This is a genomic window from Cohnella sp. GCM10012308 (genome assembly GCF_042649185.1).
In the GTDB taxonomy this organism is placed as follows: domain Bacteria; phylum Bacillota; class Bacilli; order Paenibacillales; family Paenibacillaceae; genus Cohnella.
The window spans coordinates 26,007-50,503 of the sequence record NZ_JBHRYU010000012.1 but is presented as its reverse complement, the minus strand read 5'-3'; the positions used below and the strand labels follow the sequence as shown (position 1 = coordinate 50,503).

The 24,497-nt window shown below is 57.0% G+C and carries 28 protein-coding genes; 4 read left to right on the top strand and 24 right to left on the bottom strand.

Annotation, left to right across the window (positions count from 1 at the left end; genetic code table 11):
* Window positions 1-99: 99 nt before the first annotated feature.
* From ACFOTD_RS15275 to ACFOTD_RS15255, 5 genes are all read right to left on the bottom strand, one after another.
* Entirely contained in the window at window positions 100-1,350 is a 1,251-nt protein-coding gene (locus ACFOTD_RS15275) for an MFS transporter (protein ID WP_378120160.1), read from the bottom strand.
* Between the two features lie 122 nt (window positions 1,351-1,472).
* The gene (locus ACFOTD_RS15270; protein ID WP_378120158.1) at window positions 1,473-2,375 is read right to left on the bottom strand and encodes a sensor histidine kinase; all 903 of its coding nucleotides are present in this window, start codon (window positions 2,373-2,375) and stop codon (window positions 1,473-1,475) included.
* Window positions 2,376-2,400: 25 nt separating this feature from the next.
* A complete protein-coding gene (locus tag ACFOTD_RS15265; protein ID WP_378120156.1) occupies window positions 2,401-3,168 on the bottom strand; it encodes an ABC transporter permease in 768 nt (255 codons plus the stop codon).
* Window positions 3,161-4,084 (bottom strand): ATP-binding cassette domain-containing protein, encoded by a 924-nt coding sequence (locus ACFOTD_RS15260; protein WP_378120154.1) that lies wholly within the window; start codon window positions 4,082-4,084, stop codon window positions 3,161-3,163. The genes ACFOTD_RS15265 and ACFOTD_RS15260 overlap by 8 nt, the downstream gene beginning before the upstream one ends.
* A 78-nt stretch (window positions 4,085-4,162) precedes the next feature.
* Window positions 4,163-4,903, bottom strand: coding sequence for a response regulator transcription factor (locus tag ACFOTD_RS15255; protein WP_378120152.1), 741 nt, complete (start codon window positions 4,901-4,903; stop codon window positions 4,163-4,165).
* 90 nt (window positions 4,904-4,993) lie between these two features.
* Here ACFOTD_RS15255 and ACFOTD_RS15250 point away from each other — a divergent pair, with 90 nt between their 5' ends.
* Window positions 4,994-5,914 (top strand): NAD-dependent epimerase/dehydratase family protein, encoded by a 921-nt coding sequence (locus ACFOTD_RS15250; protein WP_378120150.1) that lies wholly within the window; start codon window positions 4,994-4,996, stop codon window positions 5,912-5,914.
* Here the strand turns inward: ACFOTD_RS15250 and ACFOTD_RS15245 are convergent.
* The 3 genes from ACFOTD_RS15245 to ACFOTD_RS15235 form a co-directional block, all read right to left on the bottom strand.
* Window positions 5,884-6,264, bottom strand: coding sequence for a hypothetical protein (locus ACFOTD_RS15245; protein ID WP_378120148.1), 381 nt, complete (start codon window positions 6,262-6,264; stop codon window positions 5,884-5,886). The two genes, ACFOTD_RS15250 and ACFOTD_RS15245, sit on opposite strands and share 31 nt — an antisense overlap.
* Window positions 6,265-6,327: 63 nt before the next feature.
* On the bottom strand, window positions 6,328-7,395 hold the full coding sequence (locus ACFOTD_RS15240; RefSeq protein ID WP_378120146.1) for a glycosyltransferase family 4 protein: 1,068 nt from the start codon (window positions 7,393-7,395) through the stop codon (window positions 6,328-6,330).
* A gap of 24 nt (window positions 7,396-7,419) precedes the next feature.
* Window positions 7,420-7,758, bottom strand: coding sequence for a hypothetical protein (locus tag ACFOTD_RS15235; RefSeq protein WP_378120144.1), 339 nt, complete (start codon window positions 7,756-7,758; stop codon window positions 7,420-7,422).
* 178 nt (window positions 7,759-7,936) lie between these two features.
* On the opposite strand from ACFOTD_RS15235, the gene ACFOTD_RS15230 reads away from it, so the two are divergent.
* Complete coding sequence (locus ACFOTD_RS15230; RefSeq protein WP_378120142.1) at window positions 7,937-8,575, top strand: DUF1796 family putative cysteine peptidase; 639 nt, start codon at window positions 7,937-7,939, stop codon at window positions 8,573-8,575.
* 67 nt (window positions 8,576-8,642) lie between these two features.
* Here ACFOTD_RS15230 and ACFOTD_RS15225 read toward each other — a convergent pair whose 3' ends face one another.
* From ACFOTD_RS15225 to msrA, 5 genes are all read right to left on the bottom strand, one after another.
* On the bottom strand, window positions 8,643-8,828 hold the full coding sequence (locus tag ACFOTD_RS15225) for a hypothetical protein (protein WP_378120140.1): 186 nt from the start codon (window positions 8,826-8,828) through the stop codon (window positions 8,643-8,645).
* On the bottom strand, window positions 8,825-10,069 hold the full coding sequence (locus ACFOTD_RS15220) for a glycosyltransferase family 4 protein (RefSeq protein WP_378120138.1): 1,245 nt from the start codon (window positions 10,067-10,069) through the stop codon (window positions 8,825-8,827). The genes ACFOTD_RS15225 and ACFOTD_RS15220 overlap by 4 nt, the downstream gene beginning before the upstream one ends.
* Window positions 10,066-10,791: a glycosyltransferase family 2 protein gene (locus ACFOTD_RS15215; protein WP_378120136.1), complete on the bottom strand. Its 726-nt coding sequence runs from the start codon at window positions 10,789-10,791 to the stop codon at window positions 10,066-10,068. Before ACFOTD_RS15215 ends, ACFOTD_RS15220 begins: the two co-directional genes overlap by 4 nt.
* A 214-nt stretch (window positions 10,792-11,005) precedes the next feature.
* Window positions 11,006-11,791: a helix-turn-helix domain-containing protein gene (locus ACFOTD_RS15210; protein WP_378120134.1), complete on the bottom strand. Its 786-nt coding sequence runs from the start codon at window positions 11,789-11,791 to the stop codon at window positions 11,006-11,008.
* A gap of 71 nt (window positions 11,792-11,862) precedes the next feature.
* On the bottom strand, window positions 11,863-12,852 hold the full coding sequence (msrA, locus tag ACFOTD_RS15205; RefSeq protein WP_378120132.1) for a peptide-methionine (S)-S-oxide reductase MsrA: 990 nt from the start codon (window positions 12,850-12,852) through the stop codon (window positions 11,863-11,865).
* Window positions 12,853-13,062: 210 nt separating this feature from the next.
* Between msrA and ACFOTD_RS15200 the strand changes: the two genes are divergently transcribed.
* Window positions 13,063-13,500 carry a hypothetical protein gene (locus ACFOTD_RS15200; RefSeq protein WP_378120130.1) on the top strand — a complete coding sequence of 146 codons (438 nt, stop codon included), beginning with the start codon at window positions 13,063-13,065 and terminating at the stop codon, window positions 13,498-13,500.
* Window positions 13,501-13,573: 73 nt separating this feature from the next.
* On the opposite strand, the gene ACFOTD_RS15195 is transcribed toward ACFOTD_RS15200, so the two are convergent.
* The 6 genes from ACFOTD_RS15195 to ku all read right to left on the bottom strand — a co-directional run bounded on the left by ACFOTD_RS15195 (window position 13,574) and on the right by ku (window position 19,219).
* A complete protein-coding gene (locus ACFOTD_RS15195) occupies window positions 13,574-13,768 on the bottom strand; it encodes a DUF2188 domain-containing protein (RefSeq protein ID WP_090115892.1) in 195 nt (64 codons plus the stop codon).
* Between the two features lie 115 nt (window positions 13,769-13,883).
* Window positions 13,884-14,831 carry an aldo/keto reductase family protein gene (locus ACFOTD_RS15190; protein ID WP_378120128.1) on the bottom strand — a complete coding sequence of 316 codons (948 nt, stop codon included), beginning with the start codon at window positions 14,829-14,831 and terminating at the stop codon, window positions 13,884-13,886.
* A gap of 117 nt (window positions 14,832-14,948) precedes the next feature.
* Window positions 14,949-16,403, bottom strand: coding sequence for an ATP-binding protein (locus ACFOTD_RS15185; RefSeq protein WP_378120127.1), 1,455 nt, complete (start codon window positions 16,401-16,403; stop codon window positions 14,949-14,951).
* A gap of 84 nt (window positions 16,404-16,487) precedes the next feature.
* The gene (ligD, locus tag ACFOTD_RS15180; RefSeq protein ID WP_378120126.1) at window positions 16,488-17,372 is read right to left on the bottom strand and encodes a non-homologous end-joining DNA ligase; all 885 of its coding nucleotides are present in this window, start codon (window positions 17,370-17,372) and stop codon (window positions 16,488-16,490) included.
* On the bottom strand, window positions 17,369-18,274 hold the full coding sequence (locus ACFOTD_RS15175) for an ATP-dependent DNA ligase (protein WP_378120125.1): 906 nt from the start codon (window positions 18,272-18,274) through the stop codon (window positions 17,369-17,371). The genes ligD and ACFOTD_RS15175 overlap by 4 nt, the downstream gene beginning before the upstream one ends.
* Before the next feature lie 3 nt (window positions 18,275-18,277).
* The gene (gene ku / locus ACFOTD_RS15170) at window positions 18,278-19,219 is read right to left on the bottom strand and encodes a non-homologous end joining protein Ku (RefSeq protein WP_378120124.1); all 942 of its coding nucleotides are present in this window, start codon (window positions 19,217-19,219) and stop codon (window positions 18,278-18,280) included.
* Window positions 19,220-19,363: 144 nt separating this feature from the next.
* On the opposite strand from ku, the gene ACFOTD_RS15165 reads away from it, so the two are divergent.
* Window positions 19,364-20,194 (top strand): YheC/YheD family protein, encoded by an 831-nt coding sequence (locus tag ACFOTD_RS15165; protein ID WP_378120123.1) that lies wholly within the window; start codon window positions 19,364-19,366, stop codon window positions 20,192-20,194.
* 419 nt (window positions 20,195-20,613) lie between these two features.
* Here the strand turns inward: ACFOTD_RS15165 and ACFOTD_RS15160 are convergent, their stop codons facing one another.
* The 5 genes from ACFOTD_RS15160 to ACFOTD_RS15140 are packed head-to-tail and all read right to left on the bottom strand — an operon-like array spanning window position 20,614 to window position 24,020.
* Window positions 20,614-20,850 carry a hypothetical protein gene (locus ACFOTD_RS15160; RefSeq protein ID WP_378120122.1) on the bottom strand — a complete coding sequence of 79 codons (237 nt, stop codon included), beginning with the start codon at window positions 20,848-20,850 and terminating at the stop codon, window positions 20,614-20,616.
* Window positions 20,847-22,163 (bottom strand): hypothetical protein, encoded by a 1,317-nt coding sequence (locus tag ACFOTD_RS15155; RefSeq protein ID WP_378120121.1) that lies wholly within the window; start codon window positions 22,161-22,163, stop codon window positions 20,847-20,849. Before ACFOTD_RS15155 ends, ACFOTD_RS15160 begins: the two co-directional genes overlap by 4 nt.
* Window positions 22,121-22,933: a hypothetical protein gene (locus ACFOTD_RS15150; protein WP_378120120.1), complete on the bottom strand. Its 813-nt coding sequence runs from the start codon at window positions 22,931-22,933 to the stop codon at window positions 22,121-22,123. Before ACFOTD_RS15150 ends, ACFOTD_RS15155 begins: the two co-directional genes overlap by 43 nt.
* On the bottom strand, window positions 22,930-23,619 hold the full coding sequence (locus tag ACFOTD_RS15145; protein WP_378120119.1) for an ATP-binding cassette domain-containing protein: 690 nt from the start codon (window positions 23,617-23,619) through the stop codon (window positions 22,930-22,932). Before ACFOTD_RS15145 ends, ACFOTD_RS15150 begins: the two co-directional genes overlap by 4 nt.
* A complete protein-coding gene (locus tag ACFOTD_RS15140; protein ID WP_378120337.1) occupies window positions 23,616-24,020 on the bottom strand; it encodes a GntR family transcriptional regulator in 405 nt (134 codons plus the stop codon). Before ACFOTD_RS15140 ends, ACFOTD_RS15145 begins: the two co-directional genes overlap by 4 nt.
* Window positions 24,021-24,497: the final 477 nt, after the last annotated feature.

Here is a 24,497-nt window from a genome sequence, read left to right as displayed (position 1 = left end):
AGTCGCCACGGCAGATGATGGCCTATTATTACCCGTTCTCGATTCGCAACAAACGCCAATTAGAGGTCCTCGCGGACCTCTTGCAGGATGAAGCTTCATTCATGCCTTAGCGGGTTGGGCGTCCTCCTTGGGACGAATAAGGAACAGAGTCAGCAAGGAAGCCGCAAACGCACATACCACCATGACCCAAAAAAACAACGAAACGGACTGCTGCATAAGCAGGGAAGCGACCGGCGGTCCCGCCGCAACGCCGACGAATCGCATGCTGCTGTAAAAAGAACTGATCGAGCCCCGCTGCTCCTTCTCGATGCCTTCGGTGACGAACGCATCCAGGCACGGCAAAGCCGCCCCGATGCCAAGTCCAGCAGCGCTAAGAAACGATATTTGTCCCACCGTTACGTCCCAAATCAAACACCCTGCCACGGATAAGGATGTAATGAAAAAGCCGATAGTGACGGTCCACTTCATTAGTTTTTTGTGTCTTCCGATCCATTTGCCCGCTGCGAAGGAAGCCGCGCACAGGACGGCAAGCGGAATGGCTAACACGAGCCCCTTCAGGATGCCTTTCATTTGATGCTCTTTTTCGAGCGTTTCGGACAAGTAAAACAAGAGGCCGAACAGAATGAACATGGTGAAGCAAATGACGATAAACAATGCGGTTAACCAGCGCGCTTTTTCTTTGTATAATTTCCATACGGAGCCAAGAAACACTTTGGGACTCGCCGGTTTACCGGCTTTGTCGGTTTTCGGCGGCCGGACGAGCCACAGCACCAGCACGATCGAAATGGCGCACAATACCGGAATCGACCAAAACGGCGTCCGCCATGCGATGAGAGCGAGCGCAGAGCCGAGGATCGGGCTCAGTACTTTGCCAAAAGTGTTAAACGTTTCGATCAACCCGAGTCCCGTGCTGACCTGCTCTTCGTCCTTGAACATGTCCCCGACGAGCGGCAATACGATGGGCATGGCGCCAGCTGCGCCAATGCCTTGAATCGCGCGCCCGGTGAGCAGCAAGCCATAGCTGTTCATTCCAGCCGCCCAGATGCACACGCCGCCTCCGGCAGCCGCCAGAATAAGGCTTGGGATAATGATCCGCTTGCGTCCGACCCGATCGGATAAATACCCGGCGACGGGAATAAGTATAATGGCCATGACTGAATAGACTGTAATGACCAAGCTGGACTTCAGCGAGGAAATGCCGAGCGCCCGCTCAATCGCCGGGAGAACCGGGATCAGCATCGAATTCCCCAACGTCATTATAAGCGGGATCGAGGATAGCGCAAGGAGTGCCGCAGTTTGTTTATGGTTTTTAGACTCCCTCATTTTCGGCAACCTTCTCCTCGCCGTCAATTGTCGTCCATCCGTACTCAATGAATTTGTCCTCGCATACTGTTTGCAACTAACGGACGTTCCATGCATGATACCGAGCTTTCGCTTTTGAAGGAGCAAAAAAAGCCGGATATCCGGCTTTTTTAAAGCAACTTCCATTCGCAAATCAAACACAGCGTATCCCCTTGCATCTCGGCGGTCAACGTACCGCCCATCTTGCCCATCAGACCGCGCGCAATGGACAGCCCCAGGCCTGAACTAAGTCCCGAGCGGGACGCATCAGCCATGTAAAAACGGTTGAACAGCAGCTCCGTGTCCGTGCCTCGCAGTTGCGGCGCCGCGTTAGACAGCTTGAGAAACGCCGATTCGGAACGGACTTCGAGGCGGATGTCGAGGTTGCCGACCGCGTGCCTTATCGCGTTGACAACGAGATTTTCGACAACTCTTCGCAGCGCGGACTCGTCGGCCCGAATTTCGATGCGCCGCGTTTCCAGCTCAAATGTCGGCGTGAGCTCTTTTTCCTTCATCTGGTCGTGGAAACTCATCAGAATCTCAGGCAAAAGCTTATCCAGCCTTAGTCTCGCCGGCTTCAATGCGTAATCCGTGGAATCGATCATCGCCAGCTCGTAGAAATCGTGCAGCAAAGCTTGCAACCGCAGCGTCCGCTTGCGAATCACGCCAAGCGCTTCGCTGCGCTCCCTTTCAGACAGACCGTCGGAATCCAGCATTTGAATGTAGCCAAAAATGGACGTCAATGGCGTGCGTAGATCGTGCGAGATGTTAGCCACTGCTTGCCTGAGCTCTTCCTCCGTCCGCTTGCGCTCCGCATTTGCCGACACGATTAAATCCGTATGCCGGTTGACTTCGATCGCAAGAGACTCTATGTCGCGGTCCGGCATGCCGAGCGTGAGCTTGCCGGCGGACTCGCCGCCGTTGTATTGCCGCAGATGCCCGGTGAGCCGTCGTATCTCCCTTTTCACCAAGAGCAACCGCAACAGGCAGAACGCAGCCGTTAAACCTGCGGCAACGACGGCGGCAAGCACCACGCGACTCCCTCCTTTTCAAACGAATTTACTTGATTTCTTTCCTTCTGAAGACGGCCATCGATATTGCCACAAATGCGAGGGCTACCAGTATGGGCACATAAACGCTCTCCGCGAAATGAGCTCGGCTAATCATCGGATCCGCATAGTTATTAATCAAGTTAAATATCGAATGTTCATAAAGCGTCTGAACGAACGGCAGGTGCCGGCCAGCCAAAATATAAATACCGTCCACGAAAAAGTAGAATACGAAGGCGAAGCCGATCGTCTTGCCGCTATCCGTGAGCAGCGTCGCGATTGCGCCGGTAACAGCCGCGAACGCGGCCGCAAGTGTAATCGTGAGTGCAAAAGCCTTAAGGATAAACACCGTCTCTGAAACGCCGTTAAGCTCCCCTAAACCAAAAAGCGCGGTGCCGAGCGCCAGATTCACGAGCGGAAAAACGAGCGCCGTCAAAATGGCGCCGAACATAAACACAAGCATTTTGGCCGTGATATATCGGGACCTGCTGTAGCCCGACGCAACCGCCCGTTTGATCGTCCCCGTCGCGTATTCGCTCGAGATAAAAAAGCCGGCCAGCACGCAGAATCCGATCTTGATGATATAAGTGTTGCCGGCCATAGCAGCGGTCATCATATCTAGCCCGCTTACGGCCGTAAGCGCGCCGCCGTCCTCCGGGTCGTCGAAATAGTTAAGCAGGACGTACGCCGTTGCGGAGACGAACAAGACGGCAAGCAGCAGCCAAAACGAACGGTTACGCTGCAGCTTGTACCATTCCGAACGCAAAAGGTTAAGCATGCTGGCCGCCTCCGATCCGCGACGTAAAGTAGCTCTCCAGGTCCTCGCCCATCGGCATGAATTGCTCGAGCGCCAGCCCCTCTCCGACAAGCATAGAAGAAACGGCTGCCGGACGATCCAAATACGCGTACAAGTGAATGGAGCCGTCGCTTGTCACCTCGAAAGCCGTTGTCGCAAGCTCCCGCTCAAGCACGGCCGCGGCTCGTTCGGGACGATCGACCTTAATGTGTATGAACTGCCTGCACTTTTCCTGAAGCTCCTTGCTCGTCAACTGCTCCAGCAGCTTCCCTCTGTGGATGATGCCATAATGCGTGGCTAGCAAATGCAGCTCGCTCAATATATGGCTCGAGATGAGTATCGTGATACCCATCTCCCGGTTAAGCTTCGTCAGCAGGTCGCGCATCTCGACGACCCCCATCGGATCGAGGCCGTTCGTCGGTTCGTCGAGAATGAGAAACTCAGGCGCTCCAAGCAGGGCGACGCCCAGCGCCAAACGCTGCTTCATGCCGAGAGAGAAGTTTCTCGCTTTTTTCCTCCCCGTGCCCGATAAGCCGACCAGCTCGAGCGTCCGCTTCACGCTATCCCGGCCCGGAATGCCCTGCTGCAGCCGGTGCGCCTCCAGATTTTCGGCCGCGGTAAGCTGCGGATACAACGCCGGACTCTCGATCGAGACGCCCATACGCTTGCGCGCCCGTACAAGCTCGGAGCCGCCCGTCGCCCCGAATAGCTCCACCGTGCCGGATGTCGGGAACGCAAGTCCCGTCACGAGCTTCATCAGCGTCGACTTGCCCGCCCCGTTTTGCCCGATAAAGCCGTAGATCGTCCCTTGTTGAATCGTGAGGTCTACGTTGTCAAGCGCGGTCTGGCTTTTGTACTGTTTGGTCAATTGATGCGTCCGAAGCACATATTCGTTCATTTCTTCCAGCCTCCTCTTCTTGGCTTAAGTGTAGAGGCCGATTCATAAGACTTGATAAAGGCGATTCATAAGAAATCCTTAAGTTTTGAGACGGTAGCCCATGCCCCAGATCGTCTCGATATATTCTTCCTCCGGATTCGCTTTGGCAAGCTTGTTCCGCAGGTTGCTCATATGTACGTTAACGACGTTTTCCCCGCCGCCGATATAATCCTCGCCCCACACGCTCTCAAAAAGGTTCGCCTTGGCGAACAGCTTCTTGGGAGAAGACAGGAACAGCGCCAATATGTCGTACTCGCGCGCAGTCAGCGACAGCTGTCTGTCGCTGATGGCGGCCGTCTTCGCCTCCGGATCGAGCGCGAGATCCTTGTGCCGCAGCAGCTTCGTTTCTTGTCCCTGCGATTGCGACAGCCTCCGGTGCCGGCGCAGCACGGAATCGATGCGCGCAGCGACCTCCTCCAGATCGAACGGCTTCGTAATATAGTCGTCGGCACCCGTTTTAAGCGCTGTTATTTTCGACTGCTGCTCGCTCTTGGCGGAGATGACGATAACCGGATATTCATATCGATCGCCGATCTCCTCCAGAAGCGCTTCGCCCCGCTTGCCCGGCAGCATCAGATCGAGCAGCACCATCGCCCATTCTCGCTGACCTAAATATAGCCCGGCTTCCGTACCGGAATACGCCGGCTGGGGCTCGTAGCCGCTTGTCCGCAGGACGCTGCAGAGCAACCGGTTAATGTCGTCATCGTCCTCGACGACCAAGATGTGCAGCCGCTCCCCCATGTTCCCGCTCTCCTGTTCGACTTGCCAGATTATCGCCATTATAGCACGGCGCCCGAAGGCGGATAACAACAACCGGCTCCCGTTCATACATTGGATTATTCCAAATTCGAGCGAGGGAGACACTTTTCTATGATCGTAGCCGTAACAGGCGGCGCAGGCTTCATTGGTTCCCACTTGTCCGAAGCGCTCCTCGCCGCCGGAGCGGACGTCCATGTCATCGACAACCTGTCCTCCGGCTACCGCGCCAACGTGCCGGCCGGAGCCGTCTTGCACGAGACGGACATCCGTTCGCCCGAAGCGCGGACCGTCATCGCCTGCATTCGGCCGGAGGTCATCTATCATCTGGCTGCCCAGGCCGACGTGCAGCGCTCGATCGATAATCCCGTGGAGGACGCGAGCGTCAACGTCGAGGGCACCTTGAACATGCTCGAAGCCAGCCGCCAAGCCGGCGCGCGCAAGTTCGTCTTCGCCTCGACGTCGGCCGTATACGGCAATGTAGCCAAGGAGGTCGTATCCGAACGAGCAAAAGCCGAGCCGATGTCATTTTACGGCTTGTCCAAAAGAACTGCGGAGCAATATATCCGAATCTACAGCCAATTGCACGGGCTAGACTACACGATTCTCAGATATGGTAACGTATACGGTCCTCGACAGACGCCCAAGGGAGAAGGCGGCGTCGTGGCCGTCTTCCTGGACCGGCTTCGCCAGGCAATCCCGCCGACCGTACACGGCGACGGAGAGCAGACGCGCGACTTCGTCTACGTCAAAGACATTGTGGCCGCCAACATCGCCGCGTTCGCGCGAGGCGCCCGCGAAACGCTTAACGTCGGTACCGGCCGCGCCACGTCCGTCAACGATTTGCTTCGTCTGCTCGAGCTATGCCGGGGAGCGCCCATCGCACGCAGGCACGCCCCCGCGAGAGCCGGCGACATCCGGCACAGCCGCCTCGACCCGCGCAGGGCGCGGCGCGTCCTTCGTTGGGACAGCGCCTACGACGCGGCCGCGGGCATCGCCGAGACTTATGCCTCCACCCTGCCTTCAAGCCTGTAAGGCCCGTTCATGATGGCGAGGCCTTCCGTCGAACGGACGCACAGGTAATACACCTGATCCGGCAGTCCTCCGGTCGTCCGGTATTCCAGCCGGGTGACCGCGCTCAGAAAACAAGATTCCAGCGACCACTCGACCATCTCTCCGTCCGGGGCATCCTTCCTGAGCGTCACCTCGAGCTCGCCCATATCGAAGGTCCCCGGATTGGACCATCCGATCTCGATGCGCAGGACGATCTCGTCTCCGGACTCGATTCCATGCAGGCTGACGGACGTGAGCACGATCTCTTCGCGAATCGGGAACGGCGGGAAGCTGCCGTGCTCCGCGCCGGTATTATGTTTGTATTTGATCATGACTGATTCATCCTTTCCGAACGGGTATCGAACGATTAGATTAAGCGATTTGATCGCACGGTTTTATTGCAATTCGCGAAGCATCCGCAGGAAGCCCTCGCAGTAAATATGAGGCGCGAACCGGCTTTTGACATGCGAGGCCGCCATATCCCGGATAGATGACCGGAGCTGGCGGTCGGTCAATAGCTTGATTGCCGCTTCGTAAGCCTGCGTAATGTCTCCCAGCGTATAATAAATGCCGGTCTGCTCGTGGTAGATCGAGGATGACACGCCGTCGGAATCGCTGGTCAGCACCGGGCAGCGGCAGCTCATCGCCTCCAGAATGGCGTACGGCGCCCCCTCGACCTTGGACGTGGAGCACAGGAAGCCGCCTGAATCGCCGATATAAGCCAGATGCTTGCGCATGTCCGCGTTCGGAACGTTGGGAAAAAACGTAAGGTTATCGCGCAGGCCGAGCCGATCGATCCACTGTTCCATCCGCTCCCGCTCCTCCTTCACTGCGAGCGCGGGATCCTCATACATGCGAAGACGAATGCCCTTGTCGAACTCGTGGACCAGGCGCGCGCCGATTAAAAGAAATTCGAGCCAGTTTTTGTTGTCCTCGATCCGTCCGATCCACGCGATCTCGGGCCCAGTCGCAAAGCCGACGCATTCGTAAGCGAATGCCTCAGCGTCGAAGCAATTGTGCAAGCGATACTTGGGCACGTTCGGGAATAATTCCTCGAAAATCGCATCGATGTGAGGCGTGTACGGATTCAGCAGCGCCGATGCGAAACGCTTGACATAAGGAACGGCTTCCTGAAGCTCCCGCCATGCGACGACTTTGGGGCCGAAGCCTTGAATCTCCAAGATAAGCGGACCGGCATAGCCAAGCATGCGAAATTTCTTGAGCGACAAATAATCCGAGGTTACGACGATCGCGTCGAACCGGCCGGCATCGAGCAGCCGTTTGATCTCCATGTCGTCGTTCGTGACGTTAACCGGCAGACCTGCGCTGTTCTGCAACCCCGCGCCAGGCTCGAAGTAGAGACAATGACCGTCAACCCCGTAGCGGCGAAGCGCCCGGATCCGCTGTCTGTTGAGCGTTTCCACGCCGCCGCTCGGCACATAATAAGCAAATAGTACCTTCAACGGTATGGAACACCTCCCCCGGCTTCAATGCATCCGGTCAAAATGCGCTTCGTTAAATACCGCGACCAGGTTCCCGGCATTTTTGACCTGAATCGAGATGCCGATATCGTCGTACGTTTTCGTATTGGTAATCATCAGCAGCGCGAACGGCTGCTCGTACGTATGCATGTCCTGGAGCCGCTTGCTCCGCCCGCCGCCGTGGACGCTGACAAGCATCTCATAGACGAGCCCCGCCGGGCCGGACATTTGGATCCAAACATTGAACTCCTCCGCGCCGCGATTCACGATGTCCACCTCGAGCATGCCGACGAATCGCGAATCGATCGGCATCAGAGCGCCGGCCTCCATCTTGAAGACGGACATGGATTCACCTTCTTGTTCGTTTGATGGTATACGATATTCCGGCGCGGTGCATCGGTTAAGGCATCTATCCGGGGGCGGGACGAGATTCGGCGATCGCCCTGCATGTTCGTCCAAACCTTTCGTTGACGAAAAGCATTTATAATATAGAAACCTGCTGTTAACCTGGAGGCGAACGCATATGCGATTAGTCGACATCGAAGGGGAGTACGACGGTATCTTCAGTCTTGGCGAGCTGTGCCTGTCGTCCATCCAGCTCGAACGGTGCGGTCTCCGGCCGTTTGCGGGACCGCTCGACTGGATGAGCACGCCCCGGCTCGCGGACGTGAACCGTCTGGTAGCGGACCGTTTCCAAGGCTTCATGGACCGCGATCACCTGACTTACGTGCAAAACGCGAGCGACAAGCTGTTTCTGGTGAGGGAAAATGAGTACAACGCCTTCTCCAACCATGATTTCTTCGTTCATCGCAATTCGCCGGAGCTGCTCGAAGACCATCCCGCCGTTAAACTCAAATATGACCGTCGCGCTGCACGCTTGCTTGAAAAAGCCGAAACCGCCCGCAAGCTGCTGTTCGTGCGATGCGGCGGTTCGATGGACGAGGCGCTAGGCCTTCAAAGCGTGCTGTCGGGCTTCGTCAAACATGACTTCCGCGTCTTGCTCGTCAATCATACCGACGTCGATATGCTCACGGAGACCGATTGGCCGTTGGAACGTGTCTGCACGGTAGAACTGCCGGGGCATCCCGACGTCATCTGGGGCGGCAATAATCCCTACTGGGATCGGATGCTGTCCGGCATCGCCTTTAAGGAATCGCATTAAAGCCGCATCCCGCTGCGCCAAAGCTGCGATATGCCCTCGCGGGCTATATCGCAGCTTTTTGCGGCGTTCATCCGACGCCCGGCAGCCGCAAGGTCGCGACCGGCAAATCTGGCAGCTTGTAGCCTTCAGGCACGGCATTATAAATACGGTTCCACACTTCGTAATTAACGTCGAGATCCGGCCCGGCAGCCGCGGCGGGATCGAACAGGCCCGCGAATAAAGCGCCCGGCACGAGGATGTTGTCGGAAGTCATGGCAATCCCCTCCCTCCGCTGCGCGCGATTTGTCCCGCCGATTCATAAACGCCGGCGAGCCGCTCGATCATCGCGCTCATCGACCAATGGGATTCCGCCCATAGCTTGGACGCATAAGCAAGCCGCGCGCGATAGGTGTCATGCTGCAGCAGATCGTACAGGTAGGCGCACAGCATGCCCGTGTCTCGGCTCGGGAAAACAAGCCCGGTCTTGCCGTGGTCGACCATCTCGGGCAGACCGCCCGCGTCGGAGACGACGACCGCCGTACCCGCGAGCTGCGCCTCGATGACGGAAATCGGCTGATTGTCCAGAATGCAGGAATGGACGAAGATATCTGTCATGGCAAGCATGGCGGGCGCATCCTGCCTGAAGCCCCAAAAAACGATATCGTTTTGCAGGCCGAGCTCTCTCGCCTGCCGTTCGAGATCGCCTCTCAGCTCGCCGTCGCCGATCAGCCAGCATACCCAATCCTGCCGTACTTGCTTTAATTGAGCCAGCGCCGTGATCAGCAGGTCGATGCCTTTGACGAACGTCAGGCGCGCGGAGCAGGCGATCACCTTCTTGCCTGCCGGCTTGCGCACCGGTGTCGCCAGCACGCTGCGGGCGCGGAAGGTATCCGTGTCCAGGCCGTACGGAAAAACCTCGATGCGCGAGGGCTCGACGCCAAAATCGCGGGTCAAAATCGTTTTCATCCATTGATTGGCCGTGACCGTAACGTCTGCGGAGGAAGCCCCGTAATATTCCATTGCATGGCAATACCGCCAGGCCGGCGACTGCTCGACGATGCCAAGCTCCGGGTGGTCGCGGAAATGCGCGCGCAGCTCATGGGCGACAGAGCCGTGGATGTGCGCGACGAGCGGCGTATGCTTCGGTTTGACCCGCGCAAGGGACCGTGCGGAGAAAACGTCTTGCGCGTGAATGACGTCGTAATCGCCCAAACCGAAATAAGCTGCGGCGAGCTCCAGGCAATAGCGGTCGATCTCGTATTGACGGATGACCGGGTCGTCCAGATGATGCGCGACGCTTGAAGCGCGCAGCTTGGAGTCGATCATCGGCATGACATGCGCCTTCTCGAACGATCTGCCGTCGCTGTACATATGGTACTTTTTATAATCCGGGCTGTGACCAAACAGGTCCACTTGATGGCCTTGGAGCGACATCGCTTTGCGAATCTGTTCCATAAATGCGTGCACGCCGCCGACATGCGGGAGCAGCCAGTAGGTAGCCAGCAGTATTTTCATCCGTACGCCCCTCCCTCCGCGAACAAGGCCGCGATCCGGTGACCGTAAAACGCGCGAAGGCCGTCATATTCGGCCATGAGTCCGGGACGATTCTGAATCGTGCCCATCCCGTCGTGCAACCGGTATTCCGTCAGCGGCGCGGCCAAATAGTCGATAGAAATGCCGCTGAGCACCGTTCTTGCCCAGAAGTCGTAGTCCTGCGTAAACCTCAGCGTTTCGTTGAACGTCCCCACGATCTGGAAGATGTCTTTGCGCATCATGACCGTACAGCCGTTAATCGCGTTGACGGTTGCAAGCAGCCGCATTAGCGCGAGACCGTCAGGATAAGCCTCGCCGTAGCGGCTGTCGACCACCGTGCCGCCCCCGTCGATGACGGCAAAATCCGTGCAGCAGATCATGGTGTTCCGCTCGCCCATGTAACTCAGCTGGCGCTCGATCTTGTCCGGACGGAACCGGTCGTCCGAGCTGAGCCAGGCGACATATTCCCCGGAAGCCGCGCGGATGCCGGCGTTCAACGCGCTTGCCGTACCGCCGTTTGCCTTGCCGATATAGCGCACGCGCCCGGCATAGGACGGAAGGATGCGTTCAATGTGCGCCGAGGAGCCATCGTCGACCACGATGATCTCGATCGGCTGGTACGTTTGCGCGAGCACGCTGTCGATCGCTTCGTTTACGTAGGGATCGTTGTAAAAAGGGATGACGACGGTCACGATGGGTTGCAAGCCGATTCTCCTCTCGGGGGCAAGTGGCCGGACCGATCGGATGATCAGTCTATAGCGCCCGTCGTATATCTTATTGCGGAGCCGGGACTTACGCATGGTGGAGTCGCCCCGCCGCATCCGCCTAAATCATCGCCAAACAACGCAAAGCCAAGCAACGCAAAGCCAAGCAACGCAAAAAAGCTTCGCGGAGACGCGAAGCTCTTGGCACGCATGATTACTTGCCGATTCTGCTTAAAAATTGATTCATGAGCACCGGGAGCGATATCAGGATCGGCGGATCGTCCGGCCGTGGCGGATACAGCCTGACCTGCTGCGGATAAAGCTCGGTGTGCGGTCCGACGAATAGCGGCGCCCTGGATCTGGTGCGAAGCGTCCGCTGCGGCAGCAAAAAGTCCTTGGCCTGCATCTCCCAAGCGACCGACGTCGCCATGAGGTAATAGATGCCCGGCTTGACGCCTCTAAAAGCAAACCTGCCCAGGCCGGGCAGCAGCGTGCCGTAGATCGGCAAGCCCTCCGGAATCGGCTTGGCGAACAAGCCGATCAGCACGAAGCCGTCGAACGGCTCGTCCGCGACGACGGTACCGGTAACGGGCATGCCTCCCGCCTCGGAGGCCGCAGCATGCTCCTGCCAGTCGGACAGATCGCGGAGCGCACGCAAGTACCTGGCGGCCTCGGGCTCGGATTGGCGGAACTCTCCGGGCGTCATCCCTACCCGCTCGGTGAACCGGGTCGTGAAGGTGCCGAGGCTCTGCTGTCCGATCTCGAGACCGATCTGCCTGACGGACAGATTGGAATTGAGCAGCAGATCCTTGGCTCGCTGCAGCCGCAGCGACGATACGTAATAAAGCGGCGGAAGGCCGATCCGTTCCTTAAAAATCCTCGCGAAGTGATAAGAGCTGAAAGCGACGTGACGGGCGAGGCGCGACAACGGCAGAGGCTCGTCCAGATTCCGGTGAATGTAGGCGATCGCCTCGTCGATCTCTGCATATCGGACGTTCATGTCTTCGGCCCTTTCCGTCTTTTGGAATCGTATTCTTTTCCATTCTAAAGGGGGATGACCGCTTTTTCAATCTATTTATCGAACATTTGTTCGTTTTTGATAAAACGTTCACTTTTCACTGCATGCTCATTCCCGGAACCATCCGAAGGCACGAAGCGGAGCGCGGCCGAATTGACCCGGTAATGGAGCTTGTCCGCTCCCGGTCCGTCGTATAGCAAGTACCCGAGCCTCGTACCCCCGAGCCGGCTCGCGATCGCCGTGCGTATGACGCCTCCCCGATAATCGGCTTCTCTTCGCACCAAGCCTTCGTGAAGCGGCTTCGTAAAGCTCGGCCAGCCCGTCCCCGAGTCGAACTTGTCATCGGAACCAAATAGCGGATCGCCAGATACAATGTCAACGTATATGCCGGGTTCATAAAAATTCCAGTATTCGTTGTCGTATGCCGGCTCCGTATCGCCGTGCTGGGTCACCTCGTATTGAAGCGGCGACAGCCTGCGCCTCAGGCTCGCTTCGTCCTGCTTGGTCCGCCAGGCGCGGCGCAGGTAGTCTTCGCGGCCCGAGCCTTCCGCGTACATCTTGTAATGGCGCACATGCGTCTTGTAATAGTGCTGGTGCTCGTCCTCGGCCGGGTAAAAAGCGCCCGCCGGAACGATCTCCGTAACGATGCGGGACCTGAAACGGCCGCTGGCGGCGAGCGCTTGCTTCGACGCCGCAGCTAGCTGACGCTGCCGTTCGTCGTGATAGAAAATCGCCGTCCGGTACGAACTTCCCCTATCGCCAAACTGACCGCCGCCGTCCGTCGGATCGATCTGCTGCCAGAAGATGTCGAGCAGCCGCTCGTAAGGAAATATTTTTGGAAAAAAAGCGATCTGGACCGCTTCCGCATGCCCCGTCGTCTCGCTTCCGACAGATTCGTAGGTCGGATGTTCCGTATGTCCGCCCGTGTAGCCGGACGTGACGCTAATGATGCCCGGCAGCTCGTCGAACGGCTTGACCATGCACCAAAAACAGCCGCCCGCGAAAGTCGCGAGCGCAGGGAGTCCCGTCGCGTCTTCGGTCATCGACAATCCCCCCTATTCTAGCCGTGGATCCCTTTGCAGAAATAGTTAGATGCACAAGCTATCCGGTCCGTCGCGCATAAAATGAAGAAGCAACGTTTACGGCCTCGCCGACCTCATGGACCGGCGATCCAATTAAACAGACGGACGGATCGGAGCCGTATAAAGCTATCCTATACGATTCGAGCCGCTGAATAAAGGAGGTGACCGGTTATGGCAGTTCGGCCGAAAGCGCGGAAGCGAAAAACCGCTCGAACCCGCCCGGGCCAACCCGTTTGCGTTTTGATGAAGGACGGTTCCTACTATGTGGGTCTGATCGGACAGATCAGGGGCCGCGAGCTCACGCTCTCCGGCGTGCGGGGAACGGAAAAATGGAATCCGCAGGCGGCGAAGCGATCTTGGCAAAAAGCGAAAATCAGCGCGCTGGGCGCTGCGACGGACGCTGCTGCCGCTGCAGTTCCAGGTGCGGCAGTTCCCGGCGCGGCAGCGGGCATCGGCGCCACGGGCGTTAGTCTTGGCGGCGGGGGTTTGGGCGGTCTCGGCGGCATGGACGACCTGATGGGCTTTATGCAGAAGGCGCTGCCGCTCATGAAGATGGGCATGGACATGATCAAGACGATCATGCCGCTGATGGGCGGACTGAAGCTCTAAGCCGAAACTTAAAGTCGGCTGAAAAAAACAAGGGAGCGCAACGACCGTCTCCGGCGTTCGCTCCCTTGTCGTATCAGTGCCCTTTTTTACGAATCTGCTTGTCGTGATCCTCGCCCCACTCCTTGGCTTTGGCCGTTGCGATCGAGATCGCCCGACGCTCGGAGTAGCCGTCCTTCAACAGCTCGTTGGCGATGTCGATCGCCTTGTTCCGAACGGGCGCCATGAAGTTTTTGAGCGAATCCGGGTAATCGTCTTTGTCCCAGGGCATAGCCATTCCTCCTGTCGGTTCGTCTATGTTCGTATACATAAACTTGGACGAACGCGCACAGGTTGAATCAGCCGGGCATTCCCCAAGATCGAATCGGACGATCATCCCTTCACGGTCAGGACAAGATTTCCTCAATGCGATCGATCGTTTCCTGCGACAGCGATACGCCGGAGGCTTTAACGTTTTCCTCGAGCTGGGACGTCTTCGTGGCGCCGACCAGCGCGCTGGCTACGCTCTCGTGCCGCAAGATCCAGGCGATCGCGAGCGTCGACAGCGACAGGTCCAATTCCTTGGCGACCGCGTCCAGCTTTTCGACCTTCTGCAGATGCGCCTCGGTCAAGAAGCCCTTGATCCACATATTCGTCTTCGGATCCGCAGCCCGGCTGTCCGCCGGCAAATCCTGACCGAGTCTGTATTTGCCAGTCAAAGCGCCTTGCGCGAGCGGAGAAAATACGACCTGCGACAGCCCGTTTTTCTCGCTGACCGGCAGTACGTCGCTCTCGATGTTGCGGTAGAACATATTGTATTGCGGCTGGTTGACGACGATCCGGTCGAGCAGGTATTTGTCCGCGACCTGAAGCGCTTCTTGAATCTGCGCGCCCGTCCACTCGCTCACGCCGACGTACAATACCTTGCCCTGCCGCACGAAATCCTCGATCGTCCGAAGCGTCTCCTCGAGTCTCGTGTCGGGATCGTAGCGATGGCAATAGAAAACGTCTACGTAATCCTGCTTCAATCGCTTCAGGCTGGCATTCAGCTGCTCGTGTACGTGCTTGCGGGACAAGCCGCGATCGTTCGGTCCGTCGCCCATCGGCCAAAAAGCCTTCGTAGCCAGCACGTAGGATTCCCGCGGATAACGCGGCAACACATCGCCCAGCATGCGCTCGGCTTCGCCGCGTTCATACACGTTGGCCGTGTCGATAAAGTTGATGCCAAGCTCGAATGCGCGATCGATCAGCTTCGCGCCGGTATCCTGGCCGACGGTGTGGCCGTAGGTCATCCAGCTGCCGAAGCTGATCTCGCTGACTTTGAGGCCTGTTTGTCCCAATTTCCTGTACTTCAATTCGAACACCTCTTTCATCGATTGTAAACGCGCGTTCAAAATTGTATCACGCTTTCCCCGCCGTATCAAACCGGCGAGAAATGGCGAACAGGCTTCCAGAGAGGACGACATTGCAACTTATTCTAACGAAGCCGCCGTCTGCCTCTCCGAGACGGAAGGCGCGATCGCGGACGCAAGCGGCAGACGCAGCGAGAACTCGCTGCCTTCTCCCTTCGCGCTGCGCAGCGACAACGTACCGCCGAGCAGCGCGGCGAGCTGCAGGCTGATGGACAGCCCGAGACCCGTACCGCCAAAGCGTCGGTTGATGGAACCGTCCTCCTGGCGGAACGCTTCGAAGATTAGCTCCTGCTTGCTTTTCTCGATGCCGACGCCCGTATCCTTCACCATGAATACGACGTGGTCGCCGCTTCCTCCATTAGTCTGCCGCTCGATAGAGACTATAAGCGCGACGTAGCCGCTATCCGTGAATTTAATGGCATTAACGAGTAGATTCCGCAAAATCTGGCCCAAGCGCAGTCCATCGGACAGCAAGGTTTGCGGCACGTCGTCCTCGACGTGCAGACGGAGATCCAGATTTTTCACTTCGGCGAGCGGCTTCATCTGGCGATGGAGCAGCTCGACCGTGTCGCTAAGCGACAAAATGTCCAGCACGATATCCATTTTGCCGGCCTCGACCTTGGACAGGTCCAATATATCGTTGATCATGTGCAGCAGCTGCTCGCCCGACGCCTGAATGATATTCGCGTAGCGGCGATTGTCCTCGGACCGGCCCTCTTCCTCGTTCTCGCCGATCATCTGCGACAGCAGAATGATACTGTTAAGCGGCGTCTTCAGCTCATGCGACATGTTCGCCATGAATTCCGACTTGTACTTGGATGCCTGCAGGATTAATTCGGCCTTCTCCTCCAGCATCTTTTGGGTATTAAGCAGCTCTTGCGTCCGCTTTTCGAGCGCTTCGTTCGTTTCCTTGAGCTGAACGGCACGTCGCTGGTCGAGGAAAAAGTCCCGAATAATGAACAGGAAAAACGTGCCGAGCAGAATTGTCGTCGGCAGCGAGTACGGCATGACATGCGTGGCGTAATTAACGCGGTTGACCGCCCCGTAGGCAAGGACACCGCCAACCTGCAAAGTGTTGATCGTCAGCAGCGACACGGCCGCCTTAAGCGGATATCCCCAGCTCGGCCGTCGCCTGTAGAGGCTGACCAGTCCCGCGCCGGCCATTCCCAGCGTCGAGATATTGCAAAATGCGGTGAACGCGGACGCCGACAAACCATTGATGCCAAGCCGCGCCATCGCGATGCCGAAGCCGATGGCCAGAATCGGACGGGGATCGCGAAAAACGAGCGTAGCAAAAATGATCGGCACGTTGCGCAGATCGAAGATGGCCGAGCCGTTATACCGGACACCGAACTTCATGGCAAGCCATCCGAGCGCGATAAAACCGACGACCATGGCCGCCTGCTTGATTAAGCCGGACGTATGCTGAAATACATATTTGTAAATGAGGTTAAATAAAAACGTAAATGTGATCAGGATGGTGATGCTCATAAAAAATGCCGCGCCGATCTCCATGTCACACCTCCCGACTCTTATAGTTTACATCATAAGAATCGGGACCGTATAGCCATAAATTGTTACAGATTGCAGCCATTGCACTTATTTCAGGAACTGTAAAATCGCCTCCAGCGACTGCTTCGGCGCTTTTTCGATCAGATCGCCTTTGTCGGCAAGCCTCGCTTCGATCGTATGCAGCGTGAAGTCACGCGGATCCGCTCCTTTTCGTACCTCATCCCAAGTCAACGGCGTCGATACGGTCGCTTCCGGACGTCCGCGCGGCGTATAAGGGGCCGACAGGCTTTTGCCTGCGGCATGCTGCACGTAATCCACGTAAATCAGGTCCTTGCGGTTTTTGATCAGCCGTTCGATCGTGAACAGCCGCGGATACTTTTCCGACAAATACTTGCCGACGAAGCCGCCTGCCTTGCGGAGCTGCTCGAAGCTGTAGCCCCGACGGACGGGAATGACGATCTGTACGCCTGTCGCGCCGCTGGTCTTTGGCACGGATGCGATGCCCATGCCGTCCAGCGCTTCGCCGATCAGCGAGACCGCCTCCATCAGCCGCCCGCGCAGCGATTCGCTCGGATCGATGTCGAGCACCCACTCGGCCGGCTCCTCTCCGCCTACGTATTCGAACGAAGGGTGGAATTCAAGCACGGCGAGATTGCCCATCCACAGCAAGGCAGGAAGCGAATCCGCGACGATATAACGCACCTGATCGCGCACCGCAGTCCGCACGAACGGCGGCAGGGGCTCCGGCGCGTTTTTCTGATAAAAGGCTTTCCCTCCTGCTCCGTCGGGGAAACGGATGGCCGTCATATACCTGTCTTTGCAGTAAGGCAGCAGGTATGGAGACAGCGCGACAAGCTTTTGCAAATACATGGCCTTATTGATGCCGGCATCGGGCCACATCAGCTTGTCCGGATTCGTCACTCTGATCTCGCAGCCTTCGACCTCGATCGAATAGACGTCTGCCGCGCTCATAGCGGGATCCCCTCCAGGTCGATCAGTTTGGGATGGCGCAGCAGTCCCGCGTCCGTCGTCTCCCTGCCGCTGACCCTTCCCGCGAGCGGCGCGTCCAGCCATCTTACATCCGCGCCGCGCAGCCCTTCGGGCACGCCGTCCCAATAATCGGTGCGGGCCCGGCCTGCGGGCAGCCGGCGGAGGGCCGCTTTCGCTTTCTCGTTCAAGCCCGACGACACGCGCCCCATATAGCGGTCGCCTTTGCGCATGACGAGACTGGAGACGCGTCCTTCCTTCCAGATGATGCCGACGATATCGACATCCATATGATGAACGGTCTTCCGCTTGAGCCAGTCCCGATGCTCCTTGCCTTCCATGTAAGGCGCCGCCTTTTTTTTGCTGACGACGCCTTCCCATCCGTTCGCTTCGACCCATTGCCATAACGCATCGCCGTCTTCGAATTCGTCGGCCACGTAGAACGGCGACTGCCAGCCTTGCGTCAGGCGGAGCAGCCGCTCTCTGCGTTCCGTATAAGGCAGTCTCCGTAGGTCCTGTCCGTCCGCCGCCAGGAGATCGAACAAAATATATTGAACCGGGTGCCGCGTGGCAGAAGCTTCGATCAGACGGTCGCCGAGCAGCTTGCCCCGCTGCTGCATGAGCTGAAAGCTCGGCTTGCCTGTTCGGGGATCCAGGATGACCGCTTCTCCGTCGAGTATGTAGTTTCCCGGCCGGCTCGCCAGCGCCGCGGTCAGCTCGGGATAGGAATCGTTTTGCAGCAGCATGCGCTTGGAATACAGCTTGACGCTCTCGCCCCGCACTTCCGAGATGAGGCGGTAGCCGTCCCATTTAAGTTGGTGTACCCATGCGCTTCCCGTCGGGCTGCGGTCCTCCGCGACGGGAGACATCGGGGTAAATGGCTCCATCGGTCAGCTCCCTGTCTTTTTTGTCCTAGACTTGGAGGCTGGCGCCTCCGCTTTTGCCGACTTTGTCTTCGGCTCGTCTCTTTTGGCTTTGGCCGGGGTCCTTTTACGGGCCGTTTTTTTCGATTCCGTCTTCTCCGGTTCTCCTCCGGCATCGTCGCCGCCTGCCTCGGACTTGTCCGGCCCCGCCTGCTTCAAGCTCGCTTTTAAGGCTTCCATCAGATCGATGACGTTGGTCTTCTTCTCTTCCGGCGCGAGCTTGACTTCCTTGCCCTTGACCTTGTCTTCTATTGCGTCCATCAGCCGTTCCTTGTAGACGTCCTCATATTTCCCGGGCTCGAAAGGGGCGCTTAGCTGATCGATCAGCATGCGGGCCATCTGAAGCTCCCGCTCGTCCGCCTTCGTTTCCTCGGGCAGATTGGGAATTTCCTTTTTGCTGCGTATCTCTTCGGCGTAAAACATCGTCGACATCGACAGGACGCCGTCCACGATACGGATTGCCGCCAGGCTGCTGCGCGAGCGAATGCTGACGTTGGCGATGCCGATCTTGCGCGTATCGAGCAAGGCTTGTACGAGCAGATTGTAAGCGTGCGTGCCATTGCTCTCCGGCGCCAGATAATACGTTTTCTGATAATAGATCGGGTCGATCTCGTCCAGATCCACGAAGTCTAGAATACGGATCTCGCGCGAGGTTTCGGATGCGATCTCCTCGAGTTCGCCTTTGTCGAAGGTCACGAAGTGGCCGGGCTCGTATTCATACCCTTTGACAATATCGCTCCACTTCACTTCTTCCTCGCACTTCGGACAGGTTCTGTGATATTGAATCGGCACGTTAAGCTTCTTGTGCAGCATGCGCATCGGCAGGTCGTTATCCTGCGTCGCCGAGAACATTTTGACTGGCACGTTGACCAGCCCGAAGCTGACCGCGCCTTTCCATATCGTTTGCATTCGAATTCCCCCTCTGCAGTGTATCCGCGATCGATCGATTATCATTCATTAACCGAAGCCGGCGGAACGTGAATCTTCCAACTCTTGTCCGTGTCGGGCCACGGCGGGCAAGCATATGGTATGGCGATTGGAGGGGGAACCGCTGTGATTAACCGCAAGGGCATGCATATCGCGAACAAATGGGCTAAGACGGTCGCGGCGCTTAAAGATCCCGCCGTCGCTCCGCACATCCCCGATACGCGGAGAATGGATCGGGCGACGCTCGCGAAAATGCTGGACCGCTATGGCATGATCTACGTGAAGCCTGTCGCCGGAACGTTCGGCCGGGGCGTGATGCGCATCGAGCGGACGCATGGGCATCGGATGCCGTACAGTTGTCATGCGGGATTAAGCAAAAAGCGCTTCTCGTCCATCGACAAACTGTACGGACACATCTCGCGGACCAAACGTCAGCGTCCGTATCTCGCGCAGCGCGGCGTGCACCTGCTCAAAACGAACGGAAGGCGCTTCGACATTCGCGTCATGGTGCAAAAAAATCCGGCAGGCGTCTGGGAGCCGACCGGCGTCATCGCGAGGGTCGCTCAGAAGGGGAAAGCCGTCACGAATTATCACGACGGCGGCACGCCCGTCGCCTTAAGCCGCCTGCTTCGGCCGAAGCTGGGCTCCGCCGCAGCCAGGAAGACCGAAGGCGGGCTGCGGGCGCTGGGTCTTCGCTCCGCAAGGGCGCTGGCCAGAGCCTATCCCAAGATCAATATGGTCGGCGCGGATATCGGACTCGACCATTCCCTCAAGCCGTGGATCATCGAGCTGAATACGTCGCCCGATCCATATCTTTTCAGGCATCTGCGTGATAAGTCCACCCACCGCAAAGTCATGCGTTATGCCCGGGCCCTCGGCCGCATCCCCGCTGCGAGATCGGCCGTCAAAGCGCGTTCACGCAAGACGCCTGCAAGGCATATGCGCCGCAAACGTTAAGAAAACCGTCAGGGACGATCGAAGATCGCCCTGACGGTCTTTTTAGGTTTGGCGGACATCCGAAACTTGGTACACGAGAAACGCCTATCAATGGCGCATCGACCTGACGTTCCGTTGAGCCGGCCGATCGTCGCCCGCGTCGCCCGCGTCGCCCGCGTCGATCTTTTCGCCGCAATGCCCGCAAATATACATCTTTTTTCGCCGATATCGGCCCATTTAACAAAAAAGATGCGAAAATGCAGGTTTTTTCCTCTGTCAGCCGGGTTTCCGGCCTGTGCTGTGATTTTACCTGCATATTTGCATGTATTTCATCAGATCCCGTTGGTCGTTAGAAAAAACATGTATATATGCAGGTTTTGAGGGCCCGCCAACATCCTTAAAGCGCCGCAAACCCGCTTGCGCACTTGCCTGTCCACGAATCAGTTCGCCCTCGCAGCCGCTTGGCCGAAGCTCGAGATTGACTCCCGCATGACGAGTCGCTTCAGCAGGCGACGGCGCTCCTCCTGCGTTAATGCCGTCAGTTCCTGCGCTGCGTGCAGCGCGAGCAGCGCCCGCGTTGCCGCTTCGCCGGCAGAAGTCTCTTCCTCCAGCAAATAATAGGCCATCCGGTAAGCCTCGAGCTCCAGGCTGCGGAGGATATCGATGCGGCGTTTCACGTGCGGAGCTCCAGATTGAGCAGCACGGTTTGTTTTAACTCAGCAGTCGATTTACTGCTCGGACCGTCGTACGCAACTTGGCCTTGATAAATCGTCTTGCCGGTTCCGGCATCAACGACAGCTACCTTAGTAGAAGTCCTACCCATCGCTCCGTTCTCTTGCGCACCTGGAACGACAAAGTATAATTTACCGTTGCTGAATCTCGGTTGATAAAGCTCTTTGCCGCCTAAATCCGAAGCAAGAATCGTATAGGCGGCAGTCTGTTCTTGCTTCGAGAGATCGGTCTCCACGACGCCAAAACTTTTCCCATTCCAGCCTTTCGAATCTCCTGATACGGTCACGGAATACAGCTTATCGCCGTTTACATAATAATTCGCATGCGCCATATTGTTCGGGATGACCAAATCAAGCGGCTGCAAACTGCCCTCTGCATAGTTGTAAACAAACGGCTCATATTCAATAATCGGCGGCTCTTCTGAAGCCGAAGATGCCGAGTGATCGCCTCCAGCCGCTTTCCCCGCCTTTGCTTGCCTGGATGCAAAGAGAACGGCATTCTTTGTGTCTGATCTCGCCCACTGATTACCTGCTACCGATAGATTATAACCCGATTGAACAGGAAGCTTAATTTCTCGCGTGTCGATCAGCTTCCCGGCCGTAACATCGAACACATAGTCGAAAAGAAGCGGATCGCTCTGCATGTTCGAACGTGTGACGTCGGTGCGTTGCAACAATAGGTGAACCTTTCCTCCTTGAATCTGCAGGTCCGCGAGACCGACATTTTCCCGCTGTTTCCACGCGCCTGCAAGCCATGTAAAATCAGCCGACTTATCCGTTTTTTTGTTCAGAACAGACAACTTTACTAAAACCTCACCATGCTTGGGGACAACTTCGACATACACGAGCATGTCGTCTGTCTGGTCAAACCATCCGTATTCCTTTCCTCGCATAAAGCCTCGATGCGCCTTGATAAGCGCTTCGGTCGACGCGTTGTATGTTTTTGAGAACGGCAATATGAATAACCGGCCTACCCTGTTTGAGTCGGTGTAAGTCGTTCCTTCGACGTCTACCTTCATCCCGCGGTTGCCCCAGCGACCGACATAGCTGCCATCAAGTTGTATAGCTGCTCCGATGGAAGCGTCGCCCTCGATCGTCTCCAGATGAAAACTTGGGAGTCGCTCGTCGGCAGCGTAGCCGTAATATACGGTAAGCATAACGATCGAAAAGATAGCGAGCGATCCGGCCCACGCAAATCTAAACAGCCCCTTTCGTCTTAGACGGATACTTTGCCGGTGATCAGCTTTAAGCTCAGCCATATCGCTCCTGCGACCTCCAATCCCAAAATCGTCATGCACACAGCCCTGGCTTCCGACGGATATAACGGAAGCTCGATAGACATTGTCGCAAGGACGAGTAACGTAATGTTAAGCGCTATATACAGAACTCCAATAATAATGCCGCGGATCCGGTAGCTGCGTTCCAGCAAAATTCCGGCAAAAACGAGCAGCACTGCGAGCAGGCCGAGACCGTAATTGATCAGAAATTGCTCGAAATGAAGCGGCAGCAGCAGCTTAAAGACCTCGCTCGCATACATAGCATCGGTGAAAAGGCTTGGCTCCTTCAACAGCTCGGGTATCAGCATGTTATACTCAAGTTTTAGAACCGGCATAGAAAGCAACTGCCAGGCCAGCATCGATAACACGAATAATAGAATGGCGGTCAGCTTGGCGAAATAAAGCGGGATCCGCCCGCCGGGAACCATGAGCTGTCTGTATGCAAATGGATGACGTCCGAACCAGTCTCTATACCAAATGAGCAGTACATAAGCAATTAAAGCGACGAGCGGAACAAGAATGCCTAACGCAAATCCCCGCTGGGTATTTCCGATGACCTCCGCGAACGAGAGCGTGTCGGGCATCACGCCGGGCTCGCGGGTTCCTTCTTTTACGCGATAGAGGTTGGCAAAGCGATGAATCTCCGTCGCGACAGCCGCGCACTCCACAATAAGCGTAAATAACATCAAACCCGCCAAAATATAACGAAACCTGCGAACCTCTAACGCCAGCAGCTTAAAATAATGGCTCATGCCCGGTACACCTCCCGCATCACGTCAAGCACGGACTTTCCTTGTTCGTCCCGTACCTGTTCGCAATCGATGTCGCGGGCGACTTTGCCGTCCTTCAGCAGGATGGCGCGATCCAGCAAATATTCGACCTCGTCGATCTCGTGCGTCGTCACCAGCACGCCCCGGTCCTCGATCAGGCGGCTCGAGAACACTTCGCCGATCATCTCCCGGCTGAACACGTCGATCCCCGAAAAGGGCTCGTCCATCAGCACGAACTCCGTGTCCGCAGCAAGTCCGAGCACTAATCCGTACTTGGCCGCCGTCCCCTTGGACAGATTGCCGACGCGCTCGCGCGGGTCGAGGCGAAAGAAAGTCATCAATTCGTCCGCCCGCGAATCGTTCCAGCTCTTATAGTAGTCGGCCATAAACTGAAGGCCGTCTTCAAGCCTGTAGCCGCCCGGCATCGCCGCATGGTCCGGGATAAAAGAAACCTTCTCGTAAAGCTCCCGCTTCGAGCCGACCCCGTCGACGCGAATGCTTCCTTTCGACAATGGCGTCAGTCCCATGATCGCCTTCAGCAGCGTGGACTTGCCGGCTCCGTTCATGCCGACGAGACAGGTGATCTGACCCTTCTCCGCCGTGAAGGTCACGCCTTCCAGCACCTTGCGCCAGCGGTAACGTTTGTGGGCATTTTCGATGCGGATCATGCGCCGCCACCTCCGGTTCCCCGATCCCGGTTGCCCGCGTCCGATTCGTATTCTTCCTTGACCAATTCGACGATTTCCTGGAGCGGCACATGCATGTTGCGGATCGAACCCACGAACGTCCTGACCGCTTCGCCAAGCAGCTCCGACCGGATATTGCGGAGAACGTCCTCGTCCCTCGTGATTCGGCTTGGCGAGTTGCCTTCCGTAACGATCAAGCCTTGTTCCTCCATTTCCTTGTAAGCTCGCTGTGCCGTATTCGGGTTCATCTTGAGCAGCGAAGCGATCTCCCGTCTGGATGGGATCGCCTCTCCCGCCGCCAGCCGGCCCGTGACGATTCGTTCCTTGAACAGCCGGACGACCTGCAGGTATACCGGATCTCGCGTGTTAAACGCCGTCTCCATCCAGCCGCCGTGATTATCCATCGCTCTGCCTCGCCTTATCGTGGAGTGTGTGTACTAAGTGGTTCATACACTATGAGTGTATTATGCCCTTCATACACGCTGGATGTCAATTGTATGAAAGAGATATTTAGGTAAAATTAAGGTTGCCTATACGGTTGCATACTTAAGAAACACCGTCAGGGTCAAGCCCCTGACGGTCCCTTTAAGGTTGGCGGATATCCGAAGCTTGCAATAACGAGGACCGCCTATTGACGGCTCGTCCGACAGCCGTTTCGACAGAAGTTTCAACGGCTGTTAAGAAAGCTGTAACGAAACGCGTTACAAAAGCTGTTACGAAAGTCATTCCGACAAGCCAACGTATCGCCGACAGCGTCGTTCCTCTTCTTTCGCCGCAATGCCTGCAAATATACATCTATTTCCGCCGAGGTCGGCCCGTTTTAACAGAATAGATGCAGAAGTGCAGCTTTTTAACGTCAT